The sequence below is a fragment of the Mumia xiangluensis genome, from assembly GCF_010994095.1.
GTDB lineage: Bacteria > Actinomycetota > Actinomycetes > Propionibacteriales > Nocardioidaceae > Mumia > Mumia xiangluensis.
Window position 1 is genome coordinate 340,229 of the sequence record NZ_WJYO01000005.1, and the last position, 25,732, is coordinate 365,960.

Sequence of the window (25,732 nt, forward strand, 5' to 3'; positions counted from 1 at the left end):
TCGAACCCCACCCGAATTGGAGGACACGTGGAACGCCACATCTCAGTCCGAATAGCAGTCATGCTGGCAGCGGTCGTAGGTCTCCTCGCGCTGCCGTTCCGGGCGGAAGCCGCCCCGGCATGGGAGGTCAACTACGCCGTCAAGCAGGATTCGAGCGAAAGCCCAACGTTGGCGAGATGCGCCTTGGGTTTGAGTGCATGGCACGGGGGCCTCAACGAATGGGAGGCACACGCGACGGCGTGCTTCATCCTTGCTGGTGATTACATGGCCGTGGCGGACGGTAAGGCCGACGGGCACGCTGTCGTGATGAAATGGGAATTTCGCCCCAGTGAGGGAGCGGCGGTATCGCGCCGAGGGATCTGCATCTATACCGGCGGCAGCAAGGTCCCCTACAGGACCGGGACCTGTAACAAGGACCTTCCGGAGAAGGGGCTTTTGCGGATCTCAGCAGGAATCCGCATGGTCTCGGGGTCGGAAAGTCTTTCTGACATGCGCTTCGGGAACCAGGTCTGCCTGGCGCTCAACGGTTCCTCCGCCATTGGATTCAACGGCGAAGGGTGCGACTTGATCTGGTCCGGCCAGTACCCGTGGCCATGGAGCTGACGACTCCCGCTGGCCGTCGTCCGCGCGCTTGATTTCGCAGTTGCGCCAGTCATGCTCCTCGGTGATCGGAGCCTCCTCCGGTCGCCGGGGGGCACGACCTGGCGCACCCCGAGCGTGTCGGCCGTCAGACGTGGCCTTGGTCGGTGATCCGCCACGGATCGTCGGGGGACGACCGTACGAGGAGGTATCCCCAGTCGTTCGCGCCTTCAGGCATGGACCCGTCGCTCCCGAACGCCCGCCAGTCGAGTGTGAAGGTGACGTCCACCCAGGCGACCTGGTCCCCGGGGTCGTGGCCCGAGTCTGCCGGAGACTCCAGGGAGTGGTCCTGGATCTCGATGCTGTCCAACGGGGCGACGTCGCCGCACCACGACGGCTCACCACCGTCGGCCGTCTCGGTCGCCCACAGCGCGGCTGCGGTGTCGCAGTCCCTAGCGTCGAGCGCGTCGAGGAACGCGGCGACGACCTGCTCGGGTGTGGCGTCGTCGGGCGGCACGGCGACGTCGGCGGTCTGGCGGCCGGCGAACGCGTAGGTCGCGGCGGCGACGAGGACGAGCGCGATGACGCCGGAAAGGACCACCGCAGTTCGGCGGATGCGAGGCACGACGCATTCTTGCGCAGTCCCGTCGCTCCCGGATGTGGATCACGGCGGGTGGAGGGGAGGCGGCGGTCGGGGTAGTCGTGAGAACTTGGCAGCGCCGGCCCTGGGGATCGGGTCCGACCGATCGACAGGGGAGTGCATGAGCGAGATCCGTGACATCGACGCGGTGGTCTTCGACGTCCTCGGGACGCTGGTCGACGAACCCAGCGGCCTCCGTACGGGGATCAGCGAGGCGGTGCCCGAGGCGGACGCGGCGGCCGTCGAGGAGCTGCTCGGTGTCTGGCAGGACCACGTGGAGCACGCGCAGCAGCGCATCACGGACGGCCTCCGCCCGTACGCGAGCACCGCGATCGTCGACGGTGAGGCAGCTCGACGTGTGGCCGACCGTGCCGGGCTCACCGACCCTTCGGCCATCGCGCGATTGGCGACAGCGAGTCAGCGCCTGCCCGCGTGGCCCGACTCCGTCGCCGGCCTCGACCGACTCTCCCGGCACCTCCCCGTGATCGGACTCTCCAACGCGAGCCGTACCGCGCTCCTGCGGCTCAACGCTCACGCGGGACTCCGGTGGCACCAGGCGCTGTCCGCCGAGGCGGTCGACGCGTACAAACCCGCCCGAGAGGTCTACCAGCTCGCCATCGACACCGCCGGATGTCCGCCGGAGCGCATCCTCATGGTGGCCGCGCACGCCTGGGATCTCAGGGGAGCGCAGGCGACCGGCATGCGTACGGCGTACGTCCGCCGCCCGGTCGGCGACCCGCCGTCCAGCGCGGATGTCTTCGACGGGCAGTTCGACGGGCTCGACGGTCTCATCGCCGCGCTCACGACGAGCGAGTGACACGGATTCACGCCGTCCAACCCGCCCCGTACCCTGGGAGGGCTATGACGAAGACGACTGTGCCGAAGACGTACGAAGTGCGCACCTACGGCTGCCAGATGAACGTGCACGACTCCGAGCGCCTGTCGGGCCTGCTCGAGGACGCCGGCTATGTCGCCGCACCGGCCAAGACCGAGAAGCCCGCCGACGTGGTCGTGTTCAACACGTGCGCCGTCCGCGAGAACGCCGACAACCGCCTGTACGGCACGCTCGGCCACATCGCCAGCATCAAGCGCGAGAATCCCGGCATGCAGATCGCCGTCGGCGGCTGCCTCGCCCAGAAGGACCGCGACACGATCACCAAGCGCGCCCCGTACGTCGACGTCGTCTTCGGCACCCACAACATCGGCTCCCTGCCAGCCCTGCTCGACCGCGCGCGGGTGCAGGAGGAGAGCCAGGTCGAGATCCTCGAGTCGCTCGAGGTGTTCCCGTCGACCCTCCCGACCAAGCGCGAGTCGGCGTTCGCCGCCTGGGTCTCCATCAGCGTCGGCTGCAACAACACCTGCACGTTCTGCATCGTCCCGAGCCTGCGCGGCAAGGAGAAGGACCGCCGCCCCGGCGAGATCCTCGCCGAGATCGAGGCGCTGGTCGCCGAGGGCGTCGTCGAGGTCACGCTGCTCGGCCAGAACGTCAACTCGTACGGCGTCGAGTTCGGCGACAAGTACGCGTTCGGCAAGCTCCTAAGGGCGTGCGGGGAGATCGAGGGGCTGGAGCGGGTCCGGTTCACCTCGCCGCACCCGGCCGCGTTCTCCGACGACGTCATCGCCGCCATGGCCGAGACGCCGAACGTGATGCCCCAGCTGCACATGCCGCTGCAGTCCGGGTCCGATCGCGTGCTGAAGGCGATGCGCCGGTCGTACCGCAAGGACCGCTACCTCGGCATCATCGACCGCGTCCGCGTCGCGATGCCTGACGCCGCGATCACGACCGACATCATCATCGGCTTCCCCGGCGAGACCGAGGAGGACTTCCTCGAGACGATGGACGTCGTACGCCAGGCGCGCTTCACGTCGGCGTACACCTTCCAGTACTCACCCCGCCCCGGCACGCCTGCGGCCACGTACGACGAGCAGCTGCCGAAGGCGGTCGTCCAGGACCGGTACGACCGCCTGGTCGCGCTCGTCAACCAGATCGCGTGGGACGAGAACCAGGCCCTCGTCGGCTCCACGGTCGAGCTCCTCGTCGCCGACGGCCGCGGTGGCAAGAAGGACGAGGCCACGCACCGCCTCACCGGACGTGCGCGCGACAACCGCCTCGTGCACTTCGCGCGCCCTGAGGGCATCGACGTCCGCCCCGGCGACATGGTCACGACCGTGGTCACCACGGCCGCGCCGCACCACCTGATGGCCGACGGCCAGCCGCTCGCGGTCCGGCGTACGCGCGCGGGCGACGCGTGGGAGGTACGCAACGCCGCGCCCGCGCCGGTCGGGGTGGGGCTCGGCATGCCGAGCGTCGGAGCGCCGGCGCCGCTCCCGGTCACCGACGGGCCCGCCTGCGCCTGCTGAGGGGGTGCTACGTGGGGCTGATCATCCCGTGCTGGGCTGCCCAGACGACGGCCTCGGTGCGGCCACGGACGCCGAGTGCCTGGTAGATCGCCGCGCAGTGATGCATCGTCGTCTTCTCGGCGATGAACAGCCGCGCCGAGATCTCCTTGTTGGAGAGCCCGGTCGCGAGGAGCAGCAGCACCTCCATCTGCCGCTCGGTGAGAGGGTCGGCTGAGTGGAGTCGGTGCTGAGGAGCCTTCCGCTCCCGTCCGGGTGCAGCGAGCGCGGAGAGCGCGATCTGGACTGCGTTCTCGAGCATGAGGTGCGAGCCGGCTGCCGTGGCGGCACCTGCCTCGGGGCCAAGCTCGGCGCGGCAGCGTTCCATCGTCGAGGCGTGCCGTTCAGCGCGCTCCCGCGAGGAGTTCGCGATGACGACGCTGCGGAACGGCTCGACGGCCGCGTCGAGCATGAGCGCAAGCTCTGGTTCCCCGGCGGCCGCAGCAACTTCAGAGGCGGCGACCAACGCGTACCCGACGAGCGTGGGCGTGCCTGAGCCACGAACCAGCGTGAGCGCCTCGATCAGGGACTCCCGGGCGGAGTCGAGCTCCCCGGCATCGAGCGCCTCGAGTGCGATGATCGGCGGCAGTGCCAGCTCGTACCAGGGCAGCTCGATCTCCCGTGCGAGCACGAGGTCCTCCGCGGTCGAGCGCAGGCCCACCCCGAGCTCTGGGTGGCTCAGCGCCATCGGGCGCAGGATCGCTCCGCCCGCGACGAGGGCCGCACCGTAGCCCGTACGTTTCGCGCGGGCGTACGCGCTAGTGGCCAGAGCGATCGCCTGCTCGTCATCGCCGGCGAGCCGGTTGCCGGCAGCGGCGAGGAGCTCGAAGCGCGCGATCCAGTGGTCGTTGCCCGTCCGCATCGCCAGCGGGAGCCCCTCCGACACGGCCCGCATGACGCCGGGGAAGTCGCCGGTGAGCGGGCTGGTCAGCGCTCGCGAGCTGTGCGCCTCCAGGACCGCGTTGTCGTCGGTCACCGCACGGCCGGAGTCCTCCGCCTCGTCGAGGAGTGCCTTGATGCGGGGGGCGACCGTCGGATCGCCGGCGTGGAAGAGCATGAGGGCATGGAGCGCCGTCAGCCGTGACCGGGCGCCGGTACGGAGATCGGCGGCCTCGCGCAGCACGTCGCCCAGCAGTCGTTGGTGAGAGTGGTGGTAGCCCGCGTGCGCCCACCGCAATGCCGCCGCAAGGGTGATGTCGACAGCATCGGCGACCGCGCCGAGCGCGAGTGCCGTGCGGGCACCCTGGACGAGAGTCTCGGTGGCCGCGCCGATCTCCTTGAGGGTTGCGGCCTCGTCGAGCGTGGTCGCTTCGACGACCTTGTCCCGTGCCCAACGACCGAGCCACGCGACGTAGGCCGCGACGGCTTCGTCGTGCTCGTCATGGGCGCGCAGCTCGGCGAGGGCGAAGGCGCGGATCGAGGACGGAAGGGCGTACCGGGCGGGAGCGGTGCCGCGGACCAGGTCGGCGAGGTGGTAGTCGACCAGTGCGGACAGCTCGTCGATCGCTGTCTCGCCGTCGGAGTCCGCGAGAGCCTCGACGTCCTCGATGGTCACGGTCGTCGGAGCCACGGAGATGCGTCGCAACAGCCGCTGCTGCGACGAGGTCAGGCGGTCGTAGGTCCACGCGATCGCGCTGTGCAGGCCGCGATGGCGTTCGGCGACGTCGACCCGGCGGCTCGCGAGGACGTCCAGCGGGCGGTCCTGGAAGAGGCGCAGCAGCTCGGCGGCGGGAAGCGCAGCACTGCGTGCCGCTGCCAGCTCGATCGCGAGCGGCAGACCCTCGAGGGCATCGCACAACGTCGCGACCGACTCGGGATCGTCCAGCGTGAACCTGCTGTCGATCGCGGCGGCACGCGCGGCGTACAGGTCCACGCAGGCGTCGGCGGGCAGCGGTCGCACGACCAGCACCTTCTCGGCATCCAACCGGGTCGAGGTCTGGCTGGTGGCGAGCACCGACAGCGCGGGGACGTGGTCGAGCAGGCGAGCGATGTCGGCCGTGGCAGGCAGCACGTGCTCCAGGTTGTCGAGCACTAGGAGCCCGCCCGTGTCGCCGATGCGCGCCACGATCGCCTCGGTGAGGTCCGTCCGGGGAAGCCCCACCACATCGAGGGCGACTGCTATCTCGAGGAGCACGCGCTCCGGCGCGACGACCTCGGCCAGGTGGACGACGGCGACGGTCCCGCCGGGATCCTCGGCGAGGGTGTCGGCGACTCGGTACGCGAGATGCGTCTTGCCGACCCCCGCGCGCCCGGTCAGCGTGACCAGCCGCGTGCCCGCACGCACGAGGGCGACGACGGCGTCGACGTCATCGTCGCGGCCGAAGCTGGTCGCCGCCTGCGGGTTGCGCGCCCGGTGCGCCTTCACACCCGAATCCAACCATCGCCGTCTGTCCGGCATAGGTGATTTGCCCGATGCACCTCCGTCGTGCGCAGACCTAGCGTGGCCGCAGGCAGCAGTCTGTCGAGGGAAACTGAGGTCGGGCCATGTCACGTCGACGCTTCTGCGGCTTGGCCGCAATCGGCCTTCTCGCGCCACTTCTGACGATCCCCCTGGCGACCACCCAGCCCGCGACCGCGGCGCCGCTTCCGCCCGGCGTGCAGGTGCCTGCGGACACGAACCCGGCGATCGCGGGGACCCAGGTCAAGGCGAGCATCCCCACGCAGCCCACCTTCCAGCTCACCGCCGGGAACAACAACTGGCGCGTCTCCAACTCCTCGCTCGGCACGGTGGCCTACGGCTACGGCCACGAGGAGCTCGCCGCGACGTCGACCCTGCAGACGACGGCACGCATGCCCGACTACTACGCCTCGTGGGCGTACGGAGAATCGACGCCGTCGCGCGTGCTCCTCGATTCGGCCGTCGTGGCGGCTGACCCGGCGCGTGGCCGCTCCGCGTCGTGGACGGTCTCCCGCTACTCGGACGGCTCGGTCGACGTGAAGAGCATCGGGCAGAGCCCACCGCTTCGCTTCACGCTGGGCCCCCGCAACGGAGTGACCTTCGTCGGCGGCGTGGTCACGACGGACGGCGGCGGGAACGCGCCGACGATCGCCCTGGTCACCGGCGCCGGCACAATCGTCAGGTTCCTGGGCCGGGCAGGGTCGTTGCAGGCGATCGCGGGCGCCCTCAACATCGGCAAGGCTGCGGTCGCCGCCGTGCCCCGCAGCTACAGCAACCCGGCGCGCAGCCCGATCTCCGTACGGGTTGCAGGCGCCGCGCCCGAGTATCACGTGAACGACCACTACGACGCCTTGAGGCCGAACACCCAGCTGATGGTGCTCGCCGCCGACGGCGACCTGGTTCCTTTCACCGTCGGAAGCACGGAGTCGACAAACGGATTCACAGGTGTAAGGCAGTTCCCCGCGCTGTCGACGTTGTCGGCGCAGACCCCGACGTTGAAAGTTTCCGGGCCGCCGCCGGCGAGCACGGCCCTGCTCGACTTCGACTGGAGCTGCGTCACGACCACCGACAGTGTGGACGCATCGGACAACCCCATGGGAACGTACGCCAGCGCTGCCGTGTCGCTCGGCTGCAAGCCCGGCATCCCCCGGACGGGTGTCGACCTGCTCTCGTTGGGACGGATCTCGGTCGCGGTCGCCGACCGCTCCGTGACGCCGGGCATCGTCAGGGTCTACACGGCCGGCGACTACGACGACGACGCCGACGGCAACGGGGTCTGGAACACCACGGCCGAGGTCCGCGCCGAGACTGGCTGCACGGCGGACGCGGGCTCAATCACCCCGGGCAGCTTCGACCTTCGCACCGTCTCGGGCGTGACGCACCTGGCGTGCGTCTTCAAGGAAGGCGTCAACTCGTCCGGCCTGAAGGTGGCGAACTACAGCTTCCCGACGAGCGGATCGGCGCAGCAGGGGAGCGGACCCAACTGGCCTGCACGGGCCTCGGGGATCACCACCGAGCAGCTGAACAACACCCTCGTCAACGTCGAGCCGGACACCAGCGACCCGGGCCCCGGTGTCCCCGTCCCCGACTCGGGGATGAAGCGGACGTACTACTACCCGGTGAACTACCAGGTGCCGTTCTCGCCGACGATCCAGCTGCAGTTCCCGTGCGCTGAGCTGCTCAGCCAGAAGCTCGGCGAAGGACAGGCGGTCGACGACTGCGACATCTCCACGGGCTACACCCCGGGCGCGAAGGACGGCGCCGGGAGGACTCAGATCGAGCCGCCGACGAACTGGATGAGCTACACGATCGCCGGATACGCGATGACGGGCGTGCGCAGGCAGCTGGTCGTGATGACCGCTCCGGCGACCGTGGCCCCGGCGGACCGGACGAAGCGCGCGACCGGCACACCGCCTGCCATCCCCGAGGACTACACGGTCGACAATCTCAGCACCTTCGCCCCCGTGTCGATCTACTACGCCGACGACCTCACTCGCCTCAGCACCGGCCAGGACGTCGACGTCGACACCTTCAGGCGCTACACGGCCGACACCAGTCAGCCGGTCTTCCTGTCCCAGGTTCCGCAGCCGTCGTCGTACGAGGTCGAGCTGACCGTCGACACCGAGAACTGGGAGCACAAGACCGATCCGACCGGCTTCCCGGTCGCGGTGCTGCAGGCACCGCCGCACGTCGGCGGCCTCGGTCAGGACACGCTCTTCACTCCGGCGATGCAGCTGAGGTACGAACAGGAGGAGGAGAAGTCGACGAGCGCCGCCTTCAGCCAGGGCTGGCACCAGAGCGTCTCGGTGGCTGCCGGCTCGAGCTTCACCGCGGTGAAGGTCAAGGGCTCCATCGAGCAGGAGACCCACGGCGAGTACGAGGCCGAGCGGGAGCTGGGCAAGTCGGTGGGCGTCAGCAAGTCGGTCGGCTTCGGCGGCGCCTTCGACGACACCACCGTCGTCCTGCGCGCGTTCGACGTCTACCGCTTCCCCGGCAGGGTCACCAAGGATCCGACCGGCCTCGCGCTCGGCGCGTCGGTGCCGTATGACGTGCTCCGTACGGATGCTGCAGGCAACGGCCTCGTGAAGCAGGTGAACAAGAAGCTCGGCGACCTCGCCGAGGAGCACCCGCAGATCTACGGCGAGCGAGGCATCTTCCGCAACTCCATCGATCGGATGCTCAACGGCTACGCGATCGGCGACCCGAGCACCTACTTCCAAGGCGGCACCGCGAGTCCCGCGAGCATCCTGCAGCGGAACGGGGGGCCGTGCAAGGGAGGCTATGAAGGCATCGGCCAACCTGACACCTACTTCAAGGCGCTCAACGTGGTCCGGCGGGAAAATCCGTTCCTCTCCGACCCGCCCGCGGCGCCGTCCGGGCCGAGCGTCCTGGTGAGCGAGCCGCTGTCCGTCGAGACGGGCGACGACCTCGCCACGACGATCGACCTCGGCAAGTCGATCGGCTCGAGCTCGTCACTGAGCACCTCGAGCTCGTTCGGGTTCGGCATCACCGTCGGCGCGAGCTTCGAGTTCGAGGCCGGCCTCGACATCGAGGTGGAGGCCAAGGCAGGCTTCGACCTCGGCTGGAGCACCGGCCGAGGCACGTCGACCAGCATGACTCAGGAGACCAGCTTCCAGGTCATCAACACCAACATCCCGTTCAAGGCGTCCGAGGTCGGCAGCTGGATCAGCAACGAGGGTTACAACTACCAGATGTTCGCCTGCAAGGCGCCGCTCGGCTCGTCGCCTGTCGGCAACGACGTCTGGCTGATGGGCTACCTCACCGACAGCTACTCCCCGACCGCGACCGGGGGGATCGCGGACCTGTCCGATGTGACGGCGGTGTCCCCGAGGAGCGGTGCTCCGGTCGCCTCGATCCCCGGTGGCGACACGTCGGGGTGGGAGAGCGGGGAGAGCCAGGGCACGGCCAGGATCTGCGACAACGCCGACCCGGATCAGATCCAGCTGAAGTGGTCGCAGGACGAAGGCACCGTGAAGCAGTACGCGGTTCAGGTCGAGGACATCACCTCCGGCCCGTACAACGGACGGAAACGGACCTACACGATGCCCGCCGGCTTCAGCTGGGCGACCCCGCAGGCATCCATCGCCGAAGCGAGCCGACCCTCGTGCGTGGCGATCCCTGCCTCCGAGCTGATCCATGGCCACAACTACCAGTGGAACGTCACCGTCGACGGGTTCGTCCTCAACAAGGTCAACCTGACCAACGCCGCCACCGGCAATCCCGAGTGGGCGAAGTTCAATGCCCGTGCCACGCCTGCGAACGCCCAGCTGACCTTGCGCACGCCGCGAGTCAACTCGGATGGTTCGCTACAGGTCGACATCATCGACCCCGAGGGTTTCGGCACCCTCCGGCACGACGTCACGGTCTTCGACGCAACCGGCGCGAAGCTGCTCGACACCGTGCTGGGCGGAGGGGCCTCGGTGCGCACCGCGCGGCTCGGAGTGGGGGAGTACGTCGTGCGCGTCCGGGCCCACAACGGCAGCCGCGACAGCCAGGGACGCCTGATCTACAGCCCGGAGGTCACGGCTCGGGTCCGCGTGCCGGGGTTCCAGATCACGGTGCCTCCGACGATGCTCCGACCGTCCAAGGCGGGTGCGCCTTTCACGGCCAGGCCAGGAATCGTCACTCCGCTCCCGTCCTCGACGAGCTACCAGTGGTTCCGTGACGGCAAGCCGATCGCGGGCGCCACGAGGTCGGCCTATCGACCAGTCGTCGCCGACTTCGGCCGCGCGCTCAGTGTGGGGGTGATCTACCGCCGCAGCGGCTACGTCACGAAGACGCTCATCACCAAGGGCGTGAAGGTCCCGCTGGGTTCGTTCACGATCGCGAAGAAGCCGCGGATTGCCGGTGCCGCGAAGGTCGGCAAGAAGCTGAAGGTGAAGCCAGCGGTGATCGTGCCACGGCCGTCGCGGGTCACCTACCAGTGGCTGCGCAACGGGAAGGCGATCAAGCGAGCCACAGCCGCGACGTACCAGGTGGCGAAGGCCGACCGGCGGAAGAAGATCAGCGTGCAGGTGACGTACCGCCGCTCGGGCTACCTGTCGAAGACCGTCACCACCAGGCCGGTCAAGGTGCGGAGGTGAGAGTACTCAGGGCCTGGGGTCTCCGGCGGGCGGTTCGCCGTCGAGCTTGTCGATGCCGTCCTTCGCAGCGTCGACACCCTTCTGGATGTGCGTGTCGTACTTGCCGCCGGTCTTGTCGCTGGCGATGTCGGCAGCCTTGTCGATGCCTCCGGCGATCTTGTCGCCGTGCTCGCGGGCAAGATCCTGCACCTTGTCCTTGTGCCCCTTGAACTTGTCGAACAGTCCCATGGTTCCCCCGTGCGTCGTCTGACGTGACGTGGCCAAACTATGCGGTCACGCGGACACGTGCGAGGTCAGCGTCATGATCGCGGGCACAGCGCCGCGCAGGTAGGCCTCGATGACGGCCTCCTCCTGCGGTACGGCGGGCTGCGGGAGGTCGCGCAGCGAGAACCAGCGCTGGTCGGCCGACTTCTCCGGCTCGACGATCCGCGGCTCCCCGTCCCAATCGCGCGCGATCCAGAAGAAGTCCACGCGCTGCTCGACCGCCGGCCCGCCCTCGACCCAGCGGTGGAGGGTCGTCAGGGGCTCGAGGGAGGCCGGGTCGATCGTCACCCCGACCTCCTCGGACGCCTCGCGGGCGGCGGCCGTACGCGCCGACTCGTCCGCGTCGACGTGTCCGGCGACGAGTGCCCAGTGACCGTCCCTGTAGCCCGTGTTCTGGCGCAGGTGCATCAGCACCTCTTCCTCACCGAGCGCGCCGCGGAGGAGCAGGACGTACGAGGCGGGGACGAGAGTGTGGCTCATGGCGAGCACTCTAGGACGGCGGGTTCGCCGCGCTAGTGCGCCGGGGTCAGGAGCCGGTACGCCCGGAACACCTCGTTCTCGATCGGCAGCACCTCGATGTCGGCGAAACCCGCCTCCTGCGCATATGCCCGCAGGACCTCGGGTCGCATCACCGTCCCCGTGGCACGGGTCGGCTGGTGCGACATGCCGTCGGGAAGGCACACCAGCACTGAGTAGCCGTACATCAGCTGCTCCACCGGGTCGCCCGACCCGGTGAACGTCTCCGGAACGCGCTCGTCGACCACGACGACCCACCCGTCGGGCTCGGCCATCGACCGCATCGTCGCGAGCACCGAGACCGGGTCGGGCATGTCGTGGACGCACTCGAAGGCCGTCACCAGGCCGTACCCGTGGGCGTCGTCCACCGTCGCGGCATCGACGCACCGGAACGTCGTACGGTCCGCGACGCCGTGGTCGGCGGCGTTCACGTGCGCCGCCGCGACCGAGTCGGGATCGAGGTCGAAGCCGTCGACGGTGCTGGCGGGGTAGCCGGACGCGATGCCGATCGACGACCACCCGTCGCCGCAGCCCACGTCCGCGACGCGTGTCCCCTCGGTCAGGCGTTCGTGCAGGGCAGGGACGGCGGGGAGCCACACCTCGGGGAGCGACGTCAGGAACAGGGCACGGTTGGCGTCGGCCTGGCCGCGCCGCATCCGAGGACCGTACGAGGCCCAGCCGACGCCACCGCCCGTGCGGTACGCGGTCTCCAGCGCGTCCAGCTGGGCCCCGGCCGCGGCCAGGACCTGCGTGAGCGGGGTGAGGTACGACTCGAGCGAGCGGTCGCAGAGCACGGCGCGCTGGGCGTCGTTCACGCCGTACTGGCGGCTTTCACCGCTGTCGGCCGGTCGGGCGACGTCGACGAGGCCCGCGACGGCCTGCTGCTCGAGCCACTCGCGGGCGTACCGTGCGTCGATCTCCGCGTGCCGCGACAGCTCCTCAGCGGTGAGCGGACCGTGCTCGGCCAGGGCGTCGTACAGGCCGAGCCGGTCGCCGAGCGCGATCGTGAGGCAGTCCATCGCGCCGAGGACGGACGAAAAGATCCGTTCCGCGAAGGCGTCGGTGCTGGTGTTCGTGAGGTCCTCCATGGCTCAGGGTCCGCCGCGGGAGGGTCGCGGTCAACGCACTTTGCTCAGGGCGCCGGGGGAGTAGTGGGGGGCTCGCCCGGCCCCGTGCCCTTGTCGAGCTTGTGGATCTGCTGCTTCGCGGCGGCGTGGGCCTTGTCGATCTTGTCGTCGTACTTGCCCTTGCTCAGCTCTTTCGCCTTGTCGCGGACCTTCTCGAGCGCGTCGTCGATCTTGTCGCCGTTCTCGGTGACGAGAACGCTCGCGCGCTCCTTCAGCTCGTGGGCCATGTCCTCGGTCGAGTCCTTGACCTTGTCAAAGACCTCGTCGAACTTCTTCGGGTCGAACGCGGCCATGCGACGCTCCTTCTGACCTCTTGGGTCGTTGTCCGCTGTGCTGGGTGTTCTCGAATCTACGTCAGAATGGACGCCGTGAACCAACCTGTCGTCGCCGTCGTCGGCCCCACCGCTGCCGGCAAGTCGGACCTGGCGGTGGCCCTCGCGCAACGGATCGGCGGGGAGATCGTCAACGTCGACGCCTACCAGATCTATCGCGGCATGGACGTGGGTACGGCGAAGCTGCCCGAGGACGAGCGCGGGGGAGTGCCGCATCACCTGCTGGATGTCCTCGACGTGTCCGACTCGGCGACGGTCGCGGAGTTCCAGGGGTGGGCCCGCGCGGCGATCGACGACATCCGCGGGCGCGACGCCGTACCCGTGCTGGTCGGCGGATCAGCACTGTACGTGCGGGCGGTCGTCGACGCGTTCGAGTTCCCCGGGACCGATCCCGAGGTCCGGTCGCGGCTCGAGGAGGAGCTGCGGACCCTGGGCCCGGAGGCGTTGCACCGGCGTCTCGCCGAGCAGGACCCGCAGGCGGCTGCGTCGATCCTGGTGTCGAACGGCCGCCGGATCGTGCGGGCGCTCGAGGTCGTCGAGATCACCGGCCGCCCGTTCGCGGCGTCGCTGCCGGCGCACACGGCGTTCTACGACGACGTACGGATGATCGGCGTCGACGTCCCGCGCGACGTGCTCGACGACCGGATCACGCGCAGGGTCGACCGCATGTGGGAGGCCGGGCTGGTGGACGAGGTGCGCGCACTCGGCAGCGGGCTCGCCACGAGCCGGACCGCGAGCCGTGCTCTCGGATACTCCCAGGTGCTCGCGTTCCTCGCCGGCACGATGTCGGAGGACGAGGCGAAGGACGCGACCGTGCGCGGCACGCGGAAGTTCGCGCGCCGACAGGACTCGTGGTTCCGGAAGGACCCGCGGATCGTGTGGTTGCCGTACGACGCGCCGGACCTGGTCGAGCAGGCCGTGGAGGTCTCGCTCACTCGAGGTTGCGGCGCAGGCGGGTGAGCGCGACGGCGTACCCGAGCCGGATCCCCGGTGCAGCCACGCGCCACAGCAGACCGGCTATCGGTCCGCCCGGGACGCGGACCCGCTCCTCCCAGCCGAAGACCGTACGCCCGCCGTCTGCCGGCGTGCACGTGAAGACGCCGGTGCCTGACACGACGCTGCCGGTGTGCGCGACCTCGCAGAGATGAGGTGGTTCGGATCGCACGACGTGCATGACGTCGTCGAATCCGATCGGCCCGATACCCGTCCGCGCGATCATCTCGTCGCCCACGACGCGTACGGAGGTTGCCGGGATCCACTCCCGCTGGCGCTCCCAGTCGGTGACGTAGTCCCACACGACGGCCGGCGGCGCACCGATCACGACCTCGCCGGTGACGACCCCGAGCTCGGGCGTCGCGACTGCTGGGCGGGAGGTCATCGCGGTCAGCGCTCCAACATCAGCGGAGCGTCTCGTCGGAGCGCCACCCGGCGTAGCCGAGCACGATCAGGCGCATCTGCCGGCGCGCCTCGGTCTCGATCTGCTCCAGCACCTCGGGCCGGTCGGGCGACTCGATGATCTGCTCGGCGGTGGAGACCATGATGTTGACGAACAGCCGTGACGCCGTCAGGACGTCCTCGCTGCGCCATGTCTCGAGGTGCGGGAAGGTCCGCAGGTCGACGGCGAGCTCGCTGACGTACAGGCGGAGCTCGTCGCGGATCCGGCGGCGGACGGCGGGCACACCACCGAATCGCTCGCGCGCGACGAACGCGAAGTGCGACCTGTGCGACCGCACCTGGATCGCGATGATCGCGGCGGATGCGGCGATCACGTCCTTGTACGTCCGGGGGTCCTGGCGAGCCTCGCGCAGCATGCCCCGCAGCGTGTCGAACGACTGGTCGACCAGCGCGAGCCCGAGCTCCTCCATGCTGGCGAAGTGGCGGTAGAACGCGGTCGGGACCACCCCGGCGCGGCGCGTCACCTGCCGGAGGCTGATGCCGGCGAACCCGTGCTCGTCGGTGAGCTCGAGCGCCGCATCCAGCAGAGCCTGGCGGGTGCGCTCCTTCTGCTCGTGGCGCGACAGGCCGTCGTCCGTTGCCGTGGGGTCGGCGGTCTCCGCCGTGTCGCGCTCGTGCACTCGCGCACCATACCGCTGGTGGCTCACGTCAGGACGACCTGACGGGCCGCGTGGAGAACGATCCGGTCGACCGTGTCGTCGTTCACGCCGACGTCGTCTGCCAGGAGGAGGAGGCGGAGGCCGACCGCCAGCGCGAGCACGAACGTGCTGACGTCGTCGATCGAGAGATCCGTCCTGAGCCGGCCGGCTCGCTTGAACCACCCGAGGACGATCCGCAGGTCGGTTCGTACGTCTCCGTACTCGCGGCCGAGAGTGGTCTGGTTCCACACGTCCTCGGCCGGTCCGAGCGCCGACGCGTGTCGCACCAGCCATGCCACGAGTGCGGCGCGGTCGGTCTCCTTCAATGGCACGATCGCGCGCACGAACGCGAGGAGCGCCTCCTCCGCGGGCGCGTCCGGTTCGATCGCTGAGACGTCGAGACGCCAGTCGTCGACCAGCGCGCGCGCCAGAGTCTCGTGGAGCTCGGCCTGGGTCGGGAAGTGGTGGCGCAGGGTGCCCACGGCGACCTCGGCCCGCGCGGCGACCGCGCGGACGGTGACAGCCTTCCAACCGCGCTCGTACGCGAGCTGGCGCGCCGCCTGAAGGATCGCGGGGCGGACTCCAGACATCGGTGCCTCCCGGGGCGGATTCTGGGAGACGGGTTCGTTCCCAGATCGTGGTACGGCGTACGCGTACAACGTACGGTTTTCCGGGACAAGGTCCCGAGCCTTCTCCACAGGGCCCGCTGGCCGCCCGCGTAGACTTGTGGAGTGACGAGCTTCGCGTGGCTGAAGGGCCACGGCACCGAGAACGACTTCGTGCTCCTCCCAGATCCGGACGGGACGGTGCACGGCGCGCTCGCCCCCGCCTTCGTGGCCGCGCTGTGCGACCGGCGCCGCGGGATCGGCGCCGACGGGGTGCTGCGGGTCGTGCGTTCGACGCATGACGGCCCCGCCGAGTGGTTCATGGACTACCGCAATGCTGACGGCTCGATCGCCGAGATGTGCGGCAACGGCGTACGCGTCTTCGCCCGCTACCTCGCCGATGAGGGGCTCGTGGACACGTCGAGCCCGGTCCCCGTGGCCACTCGTGACGGGATCAAGGTCGTGACGTACGTGCCTGCCTCGTCGGACGAGCCAGTCGAGACCATCGCGATAGACATGGGCGTCCCGGCACTGCTGGGGGAGTCCAAGGTCGTCGTCGAGGGCCGGTCGTACGCCGCTCGCCACGTCGACGTCGGCAACCCGCACGCGGTGGCGTTCGTGGACGACCTGGCCGATGCAGGCACGCTGCTGGTCGAGCCCCAGTACGACGCCGAGGTCTATCCGGCCGGTGTCAACATCGAGTTCGTCGAGCGCCGCGGGCCTCGGCACGTCGCTATGCGCGTCCACGAGCGCGGTGCGGGGGAGACACGCTCCTGCGGGACCGGATCCGTCGCGGTCGCCCTGGCGGCTGCGGAAGCCGACGGCGTCGACCCCTCCGAAGGCGACGTCACCTATCGCGTCGACGTGCTCGGCGGCACGCTCCACATCACCCGGCGCGCCGACGGCCACGCCGTCCTGGCAGGTCCTGCCGAGATAATTGCTCGCGGTGACATGACATGGCTGGGATGATCGACGGCACCGCCGACGTTGCAAGGATCAGATGACTGCGCACAACGAACCCACGTACGAGACCGACCCGTCCACCCTGGTCGACGAGGTCGACCCCTTCGCGCCGGTCGCCCCGCCGGTCGACGAGGTCGACTCCGCCCCGCCGGTCGACGAGGTCGACTCCGCCCCGCCGGTCGAGGCGCGAAGCGATCGAGACCTGACCGATCGAGACCTGACCGACCAGGACCGCGACGGCGACCAGCTGGACCTCGCCGAGCGCAACTCGCTCCGCCGTGTCGCGGGGCTGTCGACCGAGCTCGAGGACATCAGCGAGGTCGAGTACCGCCAGCTGCGCCTCGAGCGCGTCGTGCTCGTCGGCGTCTGGACCGAAGGGTCCGCGACCGACGCGGAGAACTCGCTCGCCGAGCTGAAGGCACTGGCCGAGACTGCCGGTTCCGAGGTGCTCGACGGCCTGATCCAGCGCCGGCAGCGCCCCGACCCCGCGACGTACATCGGCCGCGGCAAGGTCGAGGAGCTCGCCGAGATCGTCCAGGCGACCGGCGCCGACACCGTCATCTGCGACGGTGAGCTCGCTCCGAGCCAGCTCCGCAACCTGGAGGACCGCACCAAGGTCAAGGTCGTCGACCGTACGGCGCTGATCCTCGACATCTTCGCCCAGCACGCGAAGTCCCGCGAGGGTCGCGCCCAGGTCGAGCTGGCGCAGCTTCAGTACATGAAGCAGCGCCTGCGCGGATGGGGCGGCAACCTGTCGCGCCAGGCCGGCGGCCGGGTCGGTGGCGACGGCGGTGGCATCGGCTCGCGTGGTCCTGGTGAGACCAAGATCGAGACCGACCGGCGCCGGATCAACGACCGGATCGCCAAGCTGCGTCGTGAGCTCAAGGACATGCGGCGGACCCGCGAGACCAAGCGGGCGAACCGTCAGCGCAACCGGGTGCCCGCCGTCGTCATCGCCGGCTACACCAACGCAGGCAAGTCCAGCCTCCTCAACCGGCTCACGCGGGCCGGGGTCCTGGTCGAGGACGCGTTGTTCGCGACGCTGGATCCGACCACCCGGCGCACGGAGACCTCCGACGGCCGCGAATACACGCTGTCGGACACGGTCGGGTTCGTCCGTCACCTCCCGCACCAGCTGATCGAGGCGTTCCGCTCGACGCTGGAGGAGGTCGCCGACGCCGACCTGGTGCTCCACGTCGTCGACGGCTCGCACCCCGATCCTGAGGGGCAGATCAACGCGGTCCGCGAGGTCTTCGCGGACATCGACGCGCTGGGCGTTCCCGAGATCATCGTCGTCAACAAGGCCGACGCTGCTGATCCGCTGGTGCTGTCGCGGCTGCTCGCACGTGAGCCGCACGCCGTCGTCGTGTCCGCACGGACCGGCGAGGGGATCGACGAGCTGCTCGGTGCCGTCGAGGCCGACCTGCCCATGCCGGCGGTCAAGATCGACGTCGTCCTCCCGTACTCGCGGGGTGATCTGCTCAACCAGATCCACCTCCACGGCGAGATCGACACGCTCGAGCACACGCCGGACGGCACGCACGTGATCGCCCGCGTGCACGACGGCCTCGCCGGCGCCCTCGCGCAGTACGCCTGACGCCCGCCCCGCTGGTCGAGGCGCCCCTGCCCCGCTGGTCGAGGCGCGAAGCGATCGAGACCCAGGTCTCGATCCTCCGCTGGCGCTCCGGCCTCGACAAGCGACGTCTGGCGCTCGCGACGGCTGGCGCTCCCGACGTCTGGCGCTCAGGGCATACAAAAGACCGTGCGCCGGGCGCCGCGTCCCCTCCAGGAACGGCACCCGGCGCACGGCCGGCTTCGCAGGGAGCTGCCCCGACTCAGTCGCTCGGGATGCCCGACTCCGGCGGGGTGTTCGCCGAATCCGTGAACTCCTCGATCTCGGCGTCGCCGACGTCGGTCTTGAGGACCGGCGTCTTGTCAGCGGTGGTGCCGTCGGCCTGGAGCTGGACGACCTTCATGCCGCCGATGCCGGCGTGACGGTCCTCCGAGTAGCGGAACGGCACGTAGTTCGGGCCGGTGAAGTCTCCGCCGTCCTGCTCGAACGTGTCGACGATCGACTCGCGCGACATGTCCTCGCCGGACTTCATCATCGCCTCGACGATCGTGTAGGCCTCGGCCATGCCGTACACCTTGTAGTTGGTCAGCGGCGAGCCGTCTCCGTACTCGTCCCAGACCTTCTGCCACAGCTGGATCCACGGGTCGTCGGCTTCGGTCGACTGCGGCATGTACGCGGTGGTGTACAGGCCGGTGAGCGGGCTGCTGCCCTTGACCGCACCCTCGGAGAACTTCTCCAGCAGCGAGCCGACGAGCCCGGCGTCGGACCCGACGTTGGAGACCAGCCACTCGGGCTTGTAGTTCAGCTTCAGTGACACGAGCTGCGACAGCGCCGTGTAGGAGGGGACGTTGAAGCCGACGACGACGTCGGCGCCGGACTTCTGGAGCTCGGCGATCTGCGGGCCGATGTCGGTGTTGCCGGGGACGTACGTGACCTCGGCGACGATCTGGTCCTCGACGTACTGCTTGAGGCCCTTCGCGCCGTCCTCACCGAGCTCGTCGTCCTGGCCGAAGATGCCGACCTTGGCGTCGGGCATGTTCTCGGCGATGTACTGGCCGAGGATCTTGCCCTCCGACTCGTAGTCGGGCTGCCAGCCGAACGTCATCGGCAGCTCCTCGGGGTTGTCCCAGAGGATCGAGCCGGACGAGACCGTCAGGTCGGGGACGCCCTCGGAGTTGAGGAAGTTCGTCACGGCCTGGTGGGTCGGCGTGCCGAGGCCGCCGACGATCGCGAAGACCTCGTCCTTGAGGACGAGCTCGTTGACGACCTCGGTCGTCTTGGCCGGGTTGTAGCCGTCGTCCTTCGCGATGAACTCGATCTCGCGATCGTGGACGCCGCCGTTGGCGTTGACGAAGTCGTAGTACGCCTTGTGGCCGAGCGGGATCTCGCTGTAGCCGGGCGCTGCCACACCCGTCAGCGGGAAGTGGCCGCCGATCTTGATGGATTCGTCAGTGATGCCGGGATCGCTCCCGCCACCGCCGTCGCCGTCACCGCCGCCGCACGCGGCGACGACCAGAGCGGAGGCTGCCAGTGCGGCCCCGAGTGCGAGCCGGCGACTCCTGCGCGCCGGCGTGGGCTGATGAGCCATGGATCTCATCCCTTCTTGGTGGGTGTTGCGGTGAGTTGACGACGGGCGCGCCTACGGCGCCATGCCATCGAGAGGGTCCCCATCACGCCACCAGGTGCGAGCAGCATGACGAGGACGAGGACGATCCCGTAGATCAGCGGTGACATCTGCGCCGCCTGGGTGTCGGACAGTTTGGCGTCGGTCGAGAGGTCGGTCACCAACGGGGGAAGGAAGACCAGCACCGCGGAGCCGATGAAGGCGCCGGTGATGCTGCCGAGACCGCCGATGACCACGGCGGTCAGCAGCGAGAGGGACAGGACGAGCGTGAAGACGGTGGGCGCCGCGAGGCGGACGACCATCGCCATGACGGCGCCGGCGAGCCCGGCGTACGCGGCACTGATGACGAACGCCTGCACCCGCGTACGGCCGAGGTTGATGCCGGCGATCTCCGCGGCGACCTCCTGGTCGCGGACGGCACGCCAGTGGCGACCGATCTTGGAGCGACCGAGGTTGAGGGCGAAGAACAGGGCGATCACGAGGCAGAACAGCCCGAGGTACGCGACGTACTTCGACGACGTCGCGAACTCGCCCGACACCGCGTCGATGAACGAGACGAACCACTCCGGGGGACGCGGCGAGATGACGGTCAGCCCGGCCTCGCCGTTGAAGGTGCCCTTGAAGTAGAGCGCCACGCTGGGCAGCGCCACCGCGAACGCGAGGGTCGCGCCGGCGAGGTACGGGCCGTGGAGCCGGGCGGCGCCGATGCCGACGACGAACCCGACCAGCGAGGTCATGACGATCGCGGCCAGCGCGATCACCGGGAAGGGCAGCGGGCTGTCGGTGTCGAGCATGAGCGCGGTCGTGTACGCGCCGACCGCCATCAGGGCGCCGTGGCCGAGGGAGATCTGACCGTTCAGGCCGGTCAGGGCCGTGAGGCCGATCGCGGCGATCGTGAAGTAGGTCAGCGACGACAGCTGCGTGTTGGTGTACGCGTCGGTGGACTCGAGCAGGAGGACGCCGACGACGAGGACACCCAAGGACACCAGCAGGCTGCGTACGAGGTTGAGGCCGAGCAGTCGCTGCATCGCCGAAGGACCGGCCGGTGGGGCGGGTACGGCGGTGGTGATGTCGGTCGACATCAGACCCTCCTTGCCTGGGTGCTGGAGAAGAGACCGCCGGGCTTGAGCAGCAGCACGGCGATGAGGACGACGAAGGCGCCGATCGTGACCAGGCCCGGGGCGAGGTAGCCCGAGACCAGCGAGTTCACGATGCCGAGGATGAGTCCGCCGACGACCGCACCGATCGGGCTGTCGAGCCCGCCGATCACGGCGGCGATGAACCCGAAGGCGATGAGCGACTCCATGTAGCTCGGGTAGATGAACGACCCGGTCGCGACGAGGATGCCGGCGACCGAGCCGACCAGGCCGGCGAGCGCCCAGCCGAAGGTCAGCAGGTGCGAGACCCGCACGCCGAGGATCCGGGAGACCTCGCCGTCGAACGCCGCGGCACGCATCGTGAGGCCGAGCTGGGTCTTCTGGAAGAGCAGCGTGAGACCGACCACGACGACGCCGACGGTGCAGATGACGAAGATGCTCGTCGGCGTGAGCGCGAGGTTGAGGTCGCCGACCTGGAAGCCCTGCACCCCCACCGGCGACGAGAACGACTTGTAGTCGGAGCCGAACAGGATCGCCGCGAGCGCCTGGATGGCGACGTACAGACCGAGGGTCGCGATGACGATGTTGAGCTCCATGCCGCCCTCGAGGGGACGGATCACGACGCGCTCGAGGACCGCGCCGATGATGAAGCCCGCGGCGAGCGCGCCGAGGAAGGCCACCCAGTAGGGGAAGTCGTTGTTCATCAGGGTCAGCGCGATGTAGGTGGTGAACATGGCCTGCGAGCCCTGCGCGAAGTTGACGATGCGCGTCGAGCGGAAGATCAGCACCAGCGCCAGTGCGAAGGCCGCGATGACGATGCCTTGGGTGATCCCGTTGAGCAGGACGTTGATGAAGTGCTGCACGGTGTCCTCCTCAGAACCCGAGGTACGAGTGGCGCAGGGTGGCGTCGTTCTGGAGGACCTCGGCGGACTCGGTCACGACGACCTTGCCGAGGTTCAGGACGACACCTGTGTGCGCGATGGACAGGGCGCTGCGGGCGTTCTGCTCGACGAGGAGCACGGTGAGCCCGGAGTCGTTCACGAGCGCGCGGACCAGGTTGAAGATCTGCGCGACGATCCGGGGGGCCAGACCGAGCGACGGCTCGTCGAGGAGCAGCAGGGTCGGCCGGGCCAGGAGCGCCCGTGCGATCACCAGCATCTGCCGCTCGCCACCCGACAGGGTGTGTGCCTGCGCGTTGCGACGGTCGCCGAGCACTGGGAACAGCTGGTAGGCGTCGTCGAGCGTACGGACCGGGGCGGGCGTGTCGGTCGGACGCTTGGCCGCCCCGCGCATGCCGAGGCGGAGGTTCTCCTCGATGGTGAGCTCGGCGATCACGCCGCGCCCTTCCGGGACGTGCGCCATGCCGCGGTGGACCATCGACTCGGTCGGCTTGCCGGTGATGTCGGTCCCGTCGAGCGTGATCGTGCCGGCGGTCGGCTTCACGAGGCCCGAGACGGTCCGCAGGAGGGACGTCTTGCCGGCGCCGTTCGCACCGAGGACCGCCGTGATCTGACCGGTCTCGACGGCGACGTCGACGGAGTCGAGCGCCTTCACGGGGCCGTACGTCGTGGTGAGGTTCTTGATCTCGAGCACGCTCATGCCCCCTTCGTCGTGGTGCCGTGCGACTCGAGGACCGCGGTGTCGATCTCCTCGCCGGCGGACACCTCGGCGCCCAGGTAGGCCGCGATGACCTTCGGGTCGTCACGCACCTCGGCGGGTGTGCCCCGGGCGATGACCTGGCCGAAGTCGAGGACCGTGATCTGGTCGCAGATCCGCATGACCAGGTCCATGTGGTGCTCGACGATGAGCACGGACATGCGCGACGTCAGCTGCTGGACGAGGTCCCCCAGCTCGTCCATCTCGCCCTCGGACAGTCCGGCGGCGGGCTCGTCGAGCAGCAGCAGCCGCGGCTCCGAGACGAGAGCACGCGCGAGCGCGACCTTCTTCTGGTCGGGGTAGGGCAGCATCCCGGGGTAGCGGGGTGCGAGGTGTGCGGCGCCGAGGTCCGAGAGCGTCTGCATCGCTCGCTCTTGCAGGGCCTGCTCGTCGCGCCGGGCGCGGGGGAGCCCGAACGCGGCCGAGACGAAGCCGCTGGTCGATCGGACCCCGGCGCCCGTCATCACGTTCTCCAGGGCGCTCATGCCGGGGAAGAGCCCGACGCCCTGGAGAGTGCGTGCGATGCCGAGGCCGGCGAGGTCGTGGGCGTGGAGATTGTTGAGCTCGCGCTCGTCCCAGGTGAGGCTGCCGGCGTTGGGCTTGACGAAGCCGCAGCACACGTTGAACAGGGTCGTCTTGCCGGCGCCGTTGGGTCCGATGACGCCGTGGACCTGGCCGGGCTCGACGGCCAGGCTGACGTCGTCGAGGGCGACGAGGCCGCCGAATCGTACGGTGACGCCCTGCGCGAGGTAGCGGCTCGCAGGCCGTCCTGGGTCGTGCGGTCTTGGCTCGCCACCCGAGGGGGAGGGCTGAGGATCGGGCTCGATGGGAGGGGTCACGCGAGTCCTTCCGGATTGTCGTGTAGCCGGGCTGTGTGATCCCGGCCACATGGCAGCGTTGCCCGCCGAACGCTACCGATCTCTGGCAGGTAAGCAAGCGCTTAGTCGCTGAGGGCGTCGAATCGTTACCGGAGCGTGACGCGGGCGGAGGGGCAATTCCTTGTTTGCCGTCAGGACAGTTGCTAGCCGCGACTAAATGCGCGTACGGTGCCGCCGCGCGGAGGGTGCCCGACACCCTGTGGGTCGCAAGCACCGAGGGCGGCCGGCGGTCGCTAGGCTTCGGCGGTGACCTCGTCGATCTCGGACCAGCCTGACGTGAGCGCCGACGCCTCCCGGGTCGAGCGCGTACGCGCCGTGCTGCACGCCGCGGTCGGAGCGGTCGGCGGACTCGAACGCCCAGGTCAGGTGCAGATGGCGGAAGCGGTGTCGGAGGCATTCGCCACCGGCGAGCACCTCCTCGTCCAGGCGGGGACGGGCACCGGCAAGTCGCTCGGCTACCTCGTGCCGAGCCTGCTTCACGACCGACGCGTGGTCGTGGCGACAGCCACGCTCAACCTCCAGCACCAGCTCGTCGAGCGCGACATCCCGGCGTTGCTCGAGGGGGCCGTCACGGTGCTCGGCCGCAAGCCGCACGCCGCCGTCGTGAAGGGTCGGGGCAACTACGCCTGCCTGCACCGCATCCGCGAGGGTGCCCCCGACGAGCAGGGAGTGCTGATCGAGGCCCCGTCCGGCTCGCTCGGCGAAGAGGTCGTGACGCTCCGCGCGTGGGCGGAGGAGGAGTCCGACCGCGGTGGCATCGGCGACCGCGACTCCGCGCCCTCGCACACCGAGCGCGCCTGGCGGCAGGTGAGCGTCCACGCCCGGGAGTGCCTGGGGGCGACGCGCTGCCCGTACGCCGCCGAGTGCTTCGCCGAGGCGGCGAAGGACCACGCTGCCGACGCGGACCTGGTCGTCACGAACCACGCACTCCTCGCGATCGACGCGATCGACGGGGTCCCGATGCTCCCGGAGTACGACACCGTGGTCGTCGACGAGGCCCACGAGCTCGTTGCGCGGGTCACCCAGGCCTCGACCGCCGAGCTGGCGCCGCCGATGGTGGAGCGGGCGGCACGGCGTGCGCGCACCTTCGTCCGGGGGCGCGAGGCCGACGACCTCGAGGACGCCTCCGACGCGCTGCGCGATGCGCTCGAGGCGACCGGTCCCGGCCGGATCGGCTCCCCGTCCGACCAGCTCGCCGACGCGCTCTCGCTCGTCCGCGACGCCGCCCGCGACTGCCACTCGGCGATGCCGAAGGAGCCGAAGGAGTCCGGGGACGGCGACGCCGCACGGCAGCAGGCGAAGGCGATGGTCGACGACGTCCGCAAGGTGGCCGAGCGCATGGCTGCCGCGTCCGAGGCGGACGTGCTGTGGCTCGCCGAGCGCGACGGCTCGCGCGGCGGCAACGAGCTCCGGATCGCGCCGATCGACGTCGCCCTGACCCTCCGGGACAAGCTGTTCGGCGAGAACACGGTCGTCATGACGAGTGCCACGCTGAAGCTCGGCGGTGGGTTCGACCCGGTCGCGCGGACCGTCGGGCTGTGGGCGTCGGACAAGGTCGAGGGTTCCGACGCGGGTGCCGGCGCGGGTGCGAGCGGCGGCGGGGGCGCGCGCGACAGCGAGGCTGGACCGGACGCCGACGGCGACGGTGGTTTCGCCTGGCGGGCGATCGACGTCGGCTCGCCGTTCGACTACGCGAAGCAGGGCATGCTGTACGTCGCACGCCACCTGCCACCGCCGGGGCGCGACGGAATGAGCGACGCGACGACCACCGAGATCGTCGACCTCGTACGCGCGGCCGGCGGGCGCACCTTGGGGCTGTTCTCGTCGCGCCGCGGAGCCGAGGCGGCTACGGAGGCGGTCCGCGAGCGGATGCCGGAGCTCGAGGTGCTCTGTCAGGGCGACGCGCAGCTGCCGGAGCTGGCGCGCCGGTTCGTCGAGGATCCGCGGACGTGCCTGTTCGGGACGCTGAGCCTGTGGCAGGGCGTCGACCTGCCGGGGGACACGTGCCAGCTGGTGATCATCGACCGCATCCCGTTCCCGCGGCCTGACGACCCGTTGATGAGTGCCCGTCAGCGGCTGGTCGAGCGCAACGGCGGCAACGGCTTCATGCAGGTGGCGGCGACGCACGCCGCGCTGCTGCTCGCTCAGGGCGCGGGTCGGCTGATCCGTCGCGCCGACGACCGTGGGGTCGTCGCGGTGCTGGACTCGCGGTTGGCGACGGCGCGGTACGGCGGGTTCCTGGCGTCCTCGATGCCGCCGATGTGGCGCACGGTCGACCGCGCAGTCGCGCTGTCGGCACTTCAGCGGTTGGATGCCGCTGCGTCCTGACCGGCCGCCTGCTTCCCGTAGGCACCCGGGACGCGAGAGGGCGCGGGACCGAGGGGAT

At 69.8% G+C, this 25,732-nt stretch carries 22 protein-coding genes; 8 read left to right on the top strand and 14 right to left on the bottom strand.

What is annotated here, in order from left to right:
- The first annotated feature begins 60 nt into the window (after positions 1 to 60).
- Positions 61 to 603: a hypothetical protein gene (locus GH747_RS17050; RefSeq protein ID WP_163695715.1), complete on the top strand. Its 543-nt coding sequence runs from the start codon at positions 61 to 63 to the stop codon at positions 601 to 603.
- 124 nt (positions 604 to 727) lie between these two features.
- Here the strand turns inward: GH747_RS17050 and GH747_RS17055 are convergent, their stop codons facing one another.
- Positions 728 to 1,204 (bottom strand): hypothetical protein, encoded by a 477-nt coding sequence (locus tag GH747_RS17055; protein ID WP_149770816.1) that lies wholly within the window; start codon positions 1,202 to 1,204, stop codon positions 728 to 730.
- Positions 1,205 to 1,340: 136 nt separating this feature from the next.
- Here GH747_RS17055 and GH747_RS17060 point away from each other — a divergent pair, with 136 nt between their 5' ends.
- Entirely contained in the window at positions 1,341 to 2,036 is a 696-nt protein-coding gene (locus GH747_RS17060) for a haloacid dehalogenase type II (RefSeq protein WP_149770817.1), read from the top strand.
- Positions 2,037 to 2,080: 44 nt separating this feature from the next.
- Positions 2,081 to 3,580 carry a tRNA (N6-isopentenyl adenosine(37)-C2)-methylthiotransferase MiaB gene (gene miaB, locus GH747_RS17065; protein WP_149770818.1) on the top strand — a complete coding sequence of 500 codons (1,500 nt, stop codon included), beginning with the start codon at positions 2,081 to 2,083 and terminating at the stop codon, positions 3,578 to 3,580.
- Between the two features lie 7 nt (positions 3,581 to 3,587).
- On the opposite strand, the gene GH747_RS17070 is transcribed toward miaB, so the two are convergent.
- Positions 3,588 to 5,981, bottom strand: coding sequence for a LuxR C-terminal-related transcriptional regulator (locus GH747_RS17070; RefSeq protein WP_163695718.1), 2,394 nt, complete (start codon positions 5,979 to 5,981; stop codon positions 3,588 to 3,590).
- Between the two features lie 119 nt (positions 5,982 to 6,100).
- Between GH747_RS17070 and GH747_RS17075 the strand changes: the two genes are divergently transcribed.
- Positions 6,101 to 10,618, top strand: a complete 4,518-nt coding sequence (locus GH747_RS17075) for a hypothetical protein (protein ID WP_149770820.1) — start codon at positions 6,101 to 6,103, stop codon at positions 10,616 to 10,618.
- Positions 10,619 to 10,624: 6 nt separating this feature from the next.
- On the opposite strand, the gene GH747_RS17080 is transcribed toward GH747_RS17075, so the two are convergent.
- From GH747_RS17080 to GH747_RS17095, 4 genes are read right to left on the bottom strand one after another with little or no spacing between them, the layout of a single operon-like run.
- Positions 10,625 to 10,846, bottom strand: a complete 222-nt coding sequence (locus GH747_RS17080; protein WP_149770821.1) for an antitoxin — start codon at positions 10,844 to 10,846, stop codon at positions 10,625 to 10,627.
- Positions 10,847 to 10,891: 45 nt separating this feature from the next.
- Positions 10,892 to 11,362, bottom strand: coding sequence for an NUDIX hydrolase (locus GH747_RS17085; protein WP_149770822.1), 471 nt, complete (start codon positions 11,360 to 11,362; stop codon positions 10,892 to 10,894).
- Positions 11,363 to 11,394: 32 nt separating this feature from the next.
- The gene (locus tag GH747_RS17090; protein ID WP_149770823.1) at positions 11,395 to 12,486 is read right to left on the bottom strand and encodes a methyltransferase domain-containing protein; all 1,092 of its coding nucleotides are present in this window, start codon (positions 12,484 to 12,486) and stop codon (positions 11,395 to 11,397) included.
- A gap of 44 nt (positions 12,487 to 12,530) precedes the next feature.
- Positions 12,531 to 12,818, bottom strand: a complete 288-nt coding sequence (locus GH747_RS17095) for an antitoxin (RefSeq protein ID WP_149770824.1) — start codon at positions 12,816 to 12,818, stop codon at positions 12,531 to 12,533.
- A gap of 75 nt (positions 12,819 to 12,893) precedes the next feature.
- Here GH747_RS17095 and miaA point away from each other — a divergent pair, with 75 nt between their 5' ends.
- On the top strand, positions 12,894 to 13,817 hold the full coding sequence (gene miaA, locus GH747_RS17100) for a tRNA (adenosine(37)-N6)-dimethylallyltransferase MiaA (RefSeq protein WP_377036079.1): 924 nt from the start codon (positions 12,894 to 12,896) through the stop codon (positions 13,815 to 13,817).
- Here miaA and GH747_RS17105 read toward each other — a convergent pair.
- From GH747_RS17105 to GH747_RS17115, 3 genes are read right to left on the bottom strand one after another with little or no spacing between them, the layout of a single operon-like run.
- Positions 13,789 to 14,235 (bottom strand): SRPBCC family protein, encoded by a 447-nt coding sequence (locus GH747_RS17105; RefSeq protein ID WP_149770826.1) that lies wholly within the window; start codon positions 14,233 to 14,235, stop codon positions 13,789 to 13,791. The genes miaA and GH747_RS17105 overlap by 29 nt on opposite strands.
- A gap of 19 nt (positions 14,236 to 14,254) precedes the next feature.
- On the bottom strand, positions 14,255 to 14,932 hold the full coding sequence (locus GH747_RS17110) for a TetR family transcriptional regulator (RefSeq protein ID WP_194842928.1): 678 nt from the start codon (positions 14,930 to 14,932) through the stop codon (positions 14,255 to 14,257).
- 23 nt (positions 14,933 to 14,955) lie between these two features.
- Positions 14,956 to 15,540, bottom strand: coding sequence for a TetR/AcrR family transcriptional regulator (locus GH747_RS17115; RefSeq protein ID WP_149770828.1), 585 nt, complete (start codon positions 15,538 to 15,540; stop codon positions 14,956 to 14,958).
- A gap of 141 nt (positions 15,541 to 15,681) precedes the next feature.
- Between GH747_RS17115 and dapF the strand changes: the two genes are divergently transcribed.
- Both dapF and hflX read left to right on the top strand, forming a co-directional pair.
- The gene (dapF, locus tag GH747_RS17120) at positions 15,682 to 16,524 is read left to right on the top strand and encodes a diaminopimelate epimerase (RefSeq protein WP_149770829.1); all 843 of its coding nucleotides are present in this window, start codon (positions 15,682 to 15,684) and stop codon (positions 16,522 to 16,524) included.
- Between the two features lie 31 nt (positions 16,525 to 16,555).
- On the top strand, positions 16,556 to 18,115 hold the full coding sequence (hflX, locus tag GH747_RS17125) for a GTPase HflX (RefSeq protein ID WP_228552965.1): 1,560 nt from the start codon (positions 16,556 to 16,558) through the stop codon (positions 18,113 to 18,115).
- Positions 18,116 to 18,353: 238 nt separating this feature from the next.
- Here the strand turns inward: hflX and GH747_RS17130 are convergent, their stop codons facing one another.
- The 5 genes from GH747_RS17130 to GH747_RS17150 are packed head-to-tail and all read right to left on the bottom strand — an operon-like array spanning position 18,354 to position 23,307.
- Positions 18,354 to 19,679, bottom strand: a complete 1,326-nt coding sequence (locus tag GH747_RS17130) for an ABC transporter substrate-binding protein (RefSeq protein WP_149770830.1) — start codon at positions 19,677 to 19,679, stop codon at positions 18,354 to 18,356.
- A gap of 5 nt (positions 19,680 to 19,684) precedes the next feature.
- Entirely contained in the window at positions 19,685 to 20,797 is a 1,113-nt protein-coding gene (locus GH747_RS17135; protein WP_194842926.1) for a branched-chain amino acid ABC transporter permease, read from the bottom strand.
- On the bottom strand, positions 20,797 to 21,675 hold the full coding sequence (locus GH747_RS17140; RefSeq protein ID WP_149770831.1) for a branched-chain amino acid ABC transporter permease: 879 nt from the start codon (positions 21,673 to 21,675) through the stop codon (positions 20,797 to 20,799). Before GH747_RS17140 ends, GH747_RS17135 begins: the two co-directional genes overlap by 1 nt.
- A gap of 10 nt (positions 21,676 to 21,685) precedes the next feature.
- A complete protein-coding gene (locus GH747_RS17145) occupies positions 21,686 to 22,411 on the bottom strand; it encodes an ABC transporter ATP-binding protein (RefSeq protein WP_149770832.1) in 726 nt (241 codons plus the stop codon).
- Positions 22,408 to 23,307 carry an ABC transporter ATP-binding protein gene (locus tag GH747_RS17150; RefSeq protein ID WP_228552966.1) on the bottom strand — a complete coding sequence of 300 codons (900 nt, stop codon included), beginning with the start codon at positions 23,305 to 23,307 and terminating at the stop codon, positions 22,408 to 22,410. The genes GH747_RS17145 and GH747_RS17150 overlap by 4 nt, the downstream gene beginning before the upstream one ends.
- A gap of 285 nt (positions 23,308 to 23,592) precedes the next feature.
- On the opposite strand from GH747_RS17150, the gene GH747_RS17155 reads away from it, so the two are divergent.
- Positions 23,593 to 25,674: an ATP-dependent DNA helicase gene (locus GH747_RS17155; RefSeq protein WP_228552967.1), complete on the top strand. Its 2,082-nt coding sequence runs from the start codon at positions 23,593 to 23,595 to the stop codon at positions 25,672 to 25,674.
- Positions 25,675 to 25,732 lie beyond the last annotated feature (58 nt).

What these genes read in the sequence shown, in the direction of transcription:
- GH747_RS17050 (WP_163695715.1), top strand. Translation starts at nt 61, where the DNA reads ATGCTGGCAGCGGTCGTAGGTCTCCTCGCGCTGCCGTTCCGGGCGGAA.
- GH747_RS17060 (WP_149770817.1), top strand. Translation starts at nt 1,341, where the DNA reads ATGAGCGAGATCCGTGACATCGACGCGGTGGTCTTCGACGTCCTCGGG.
- miaB (WP_149770818.1), top strand. Translation starts at nt 2,081, where the DNA reads ATGACGAAGACGACTGTGCCGAAGACGTACGAAGTGCGCACCTACGGC.
- GH747_RS17075 (WP_149770820.1), top strand. Translation starts at nt 6,101, where the DNA reads ATGTCACGTCGACGCTTCTGCGGCTTGGCCGCAATCGGCCTTCTCGCG.
- GH747_RS17080 (WP_149770821.1), bottom strand. Translation starts at nt 10,846, where the DNA reads ATGGGACTGTTCGACAAGTTCAAGGGGCACAAGGACAAGGTGCAGGAT.
- GH747_RS17085 (WP_149770822.1), bottom strand. Translation starts at nt 11,362, where the DNA reads ATGAGCCACACTCTCGTCCCCGCCTCGTACGTCCTGCTCCTCCGCGGC.
- GH747_RS17090 (WP_149770823.1), bottom strand. Translation starts at nt 12,486, where the DNA reads ATGGAGGACCTCACGAACACCAGCACCGACGCCTTCGCGGAACGGATC.
- GH747_RS17095 (WP_149770824.1), bottom strand. Translation starts at nt 12,818, where the DNA reads ATGGCCGCGTTCGACCCGAAGAAGTTCGACGAGGTCTTTGACAAGGTC.
- GH747_RS17105 (WP_149770826.1), bottom strand. Translation starts at nt 14,235, where the DNA reads ATGACCTCCCGCCCAGCAGTCGCGACGCCCGAGCTCGGGGTCGTCACC.
- GH747_RS17115 (WP_149770828.1), bottom strand. Translation starts at nt 15,540, where the DNA reads ATGTCTGGAGTCCGCCCCGCGATCCTTCAGGCGGCGCGCCAGCTCGCG.
- hflX (WP_228552965.1), top strand. Translation starts at nt 16,556, where the DNA reads ATGACTGCGCACAACGAACCCACGTACGAGACCGACCCGTCCACCCTG.
- GH747_RS17130 (WP_149770830.1), bottom strand. Translation starts at nt 19,679, where the DNA reads ATGGCTCATCAGCCCACGCCGGCGCGCAGGAGTCGCCGGCTCGCACTC.
- GH747_RS17135 (WP_194842926.1), bottom strand. Translation starts at nt 20,797, where the DNA reads ATGTCGACCGACATCACCACCGCCGTACCCGCCCCACCGGCCGGTCCT.
- GH747_RS17145 (WP_149770832.1), bottom strand. Translation starts at nt 22,411, where the DNA reads ATGAGCGTGCTCGAGATCAAGAACCTCACCACGACGTACGGCCCCGTG.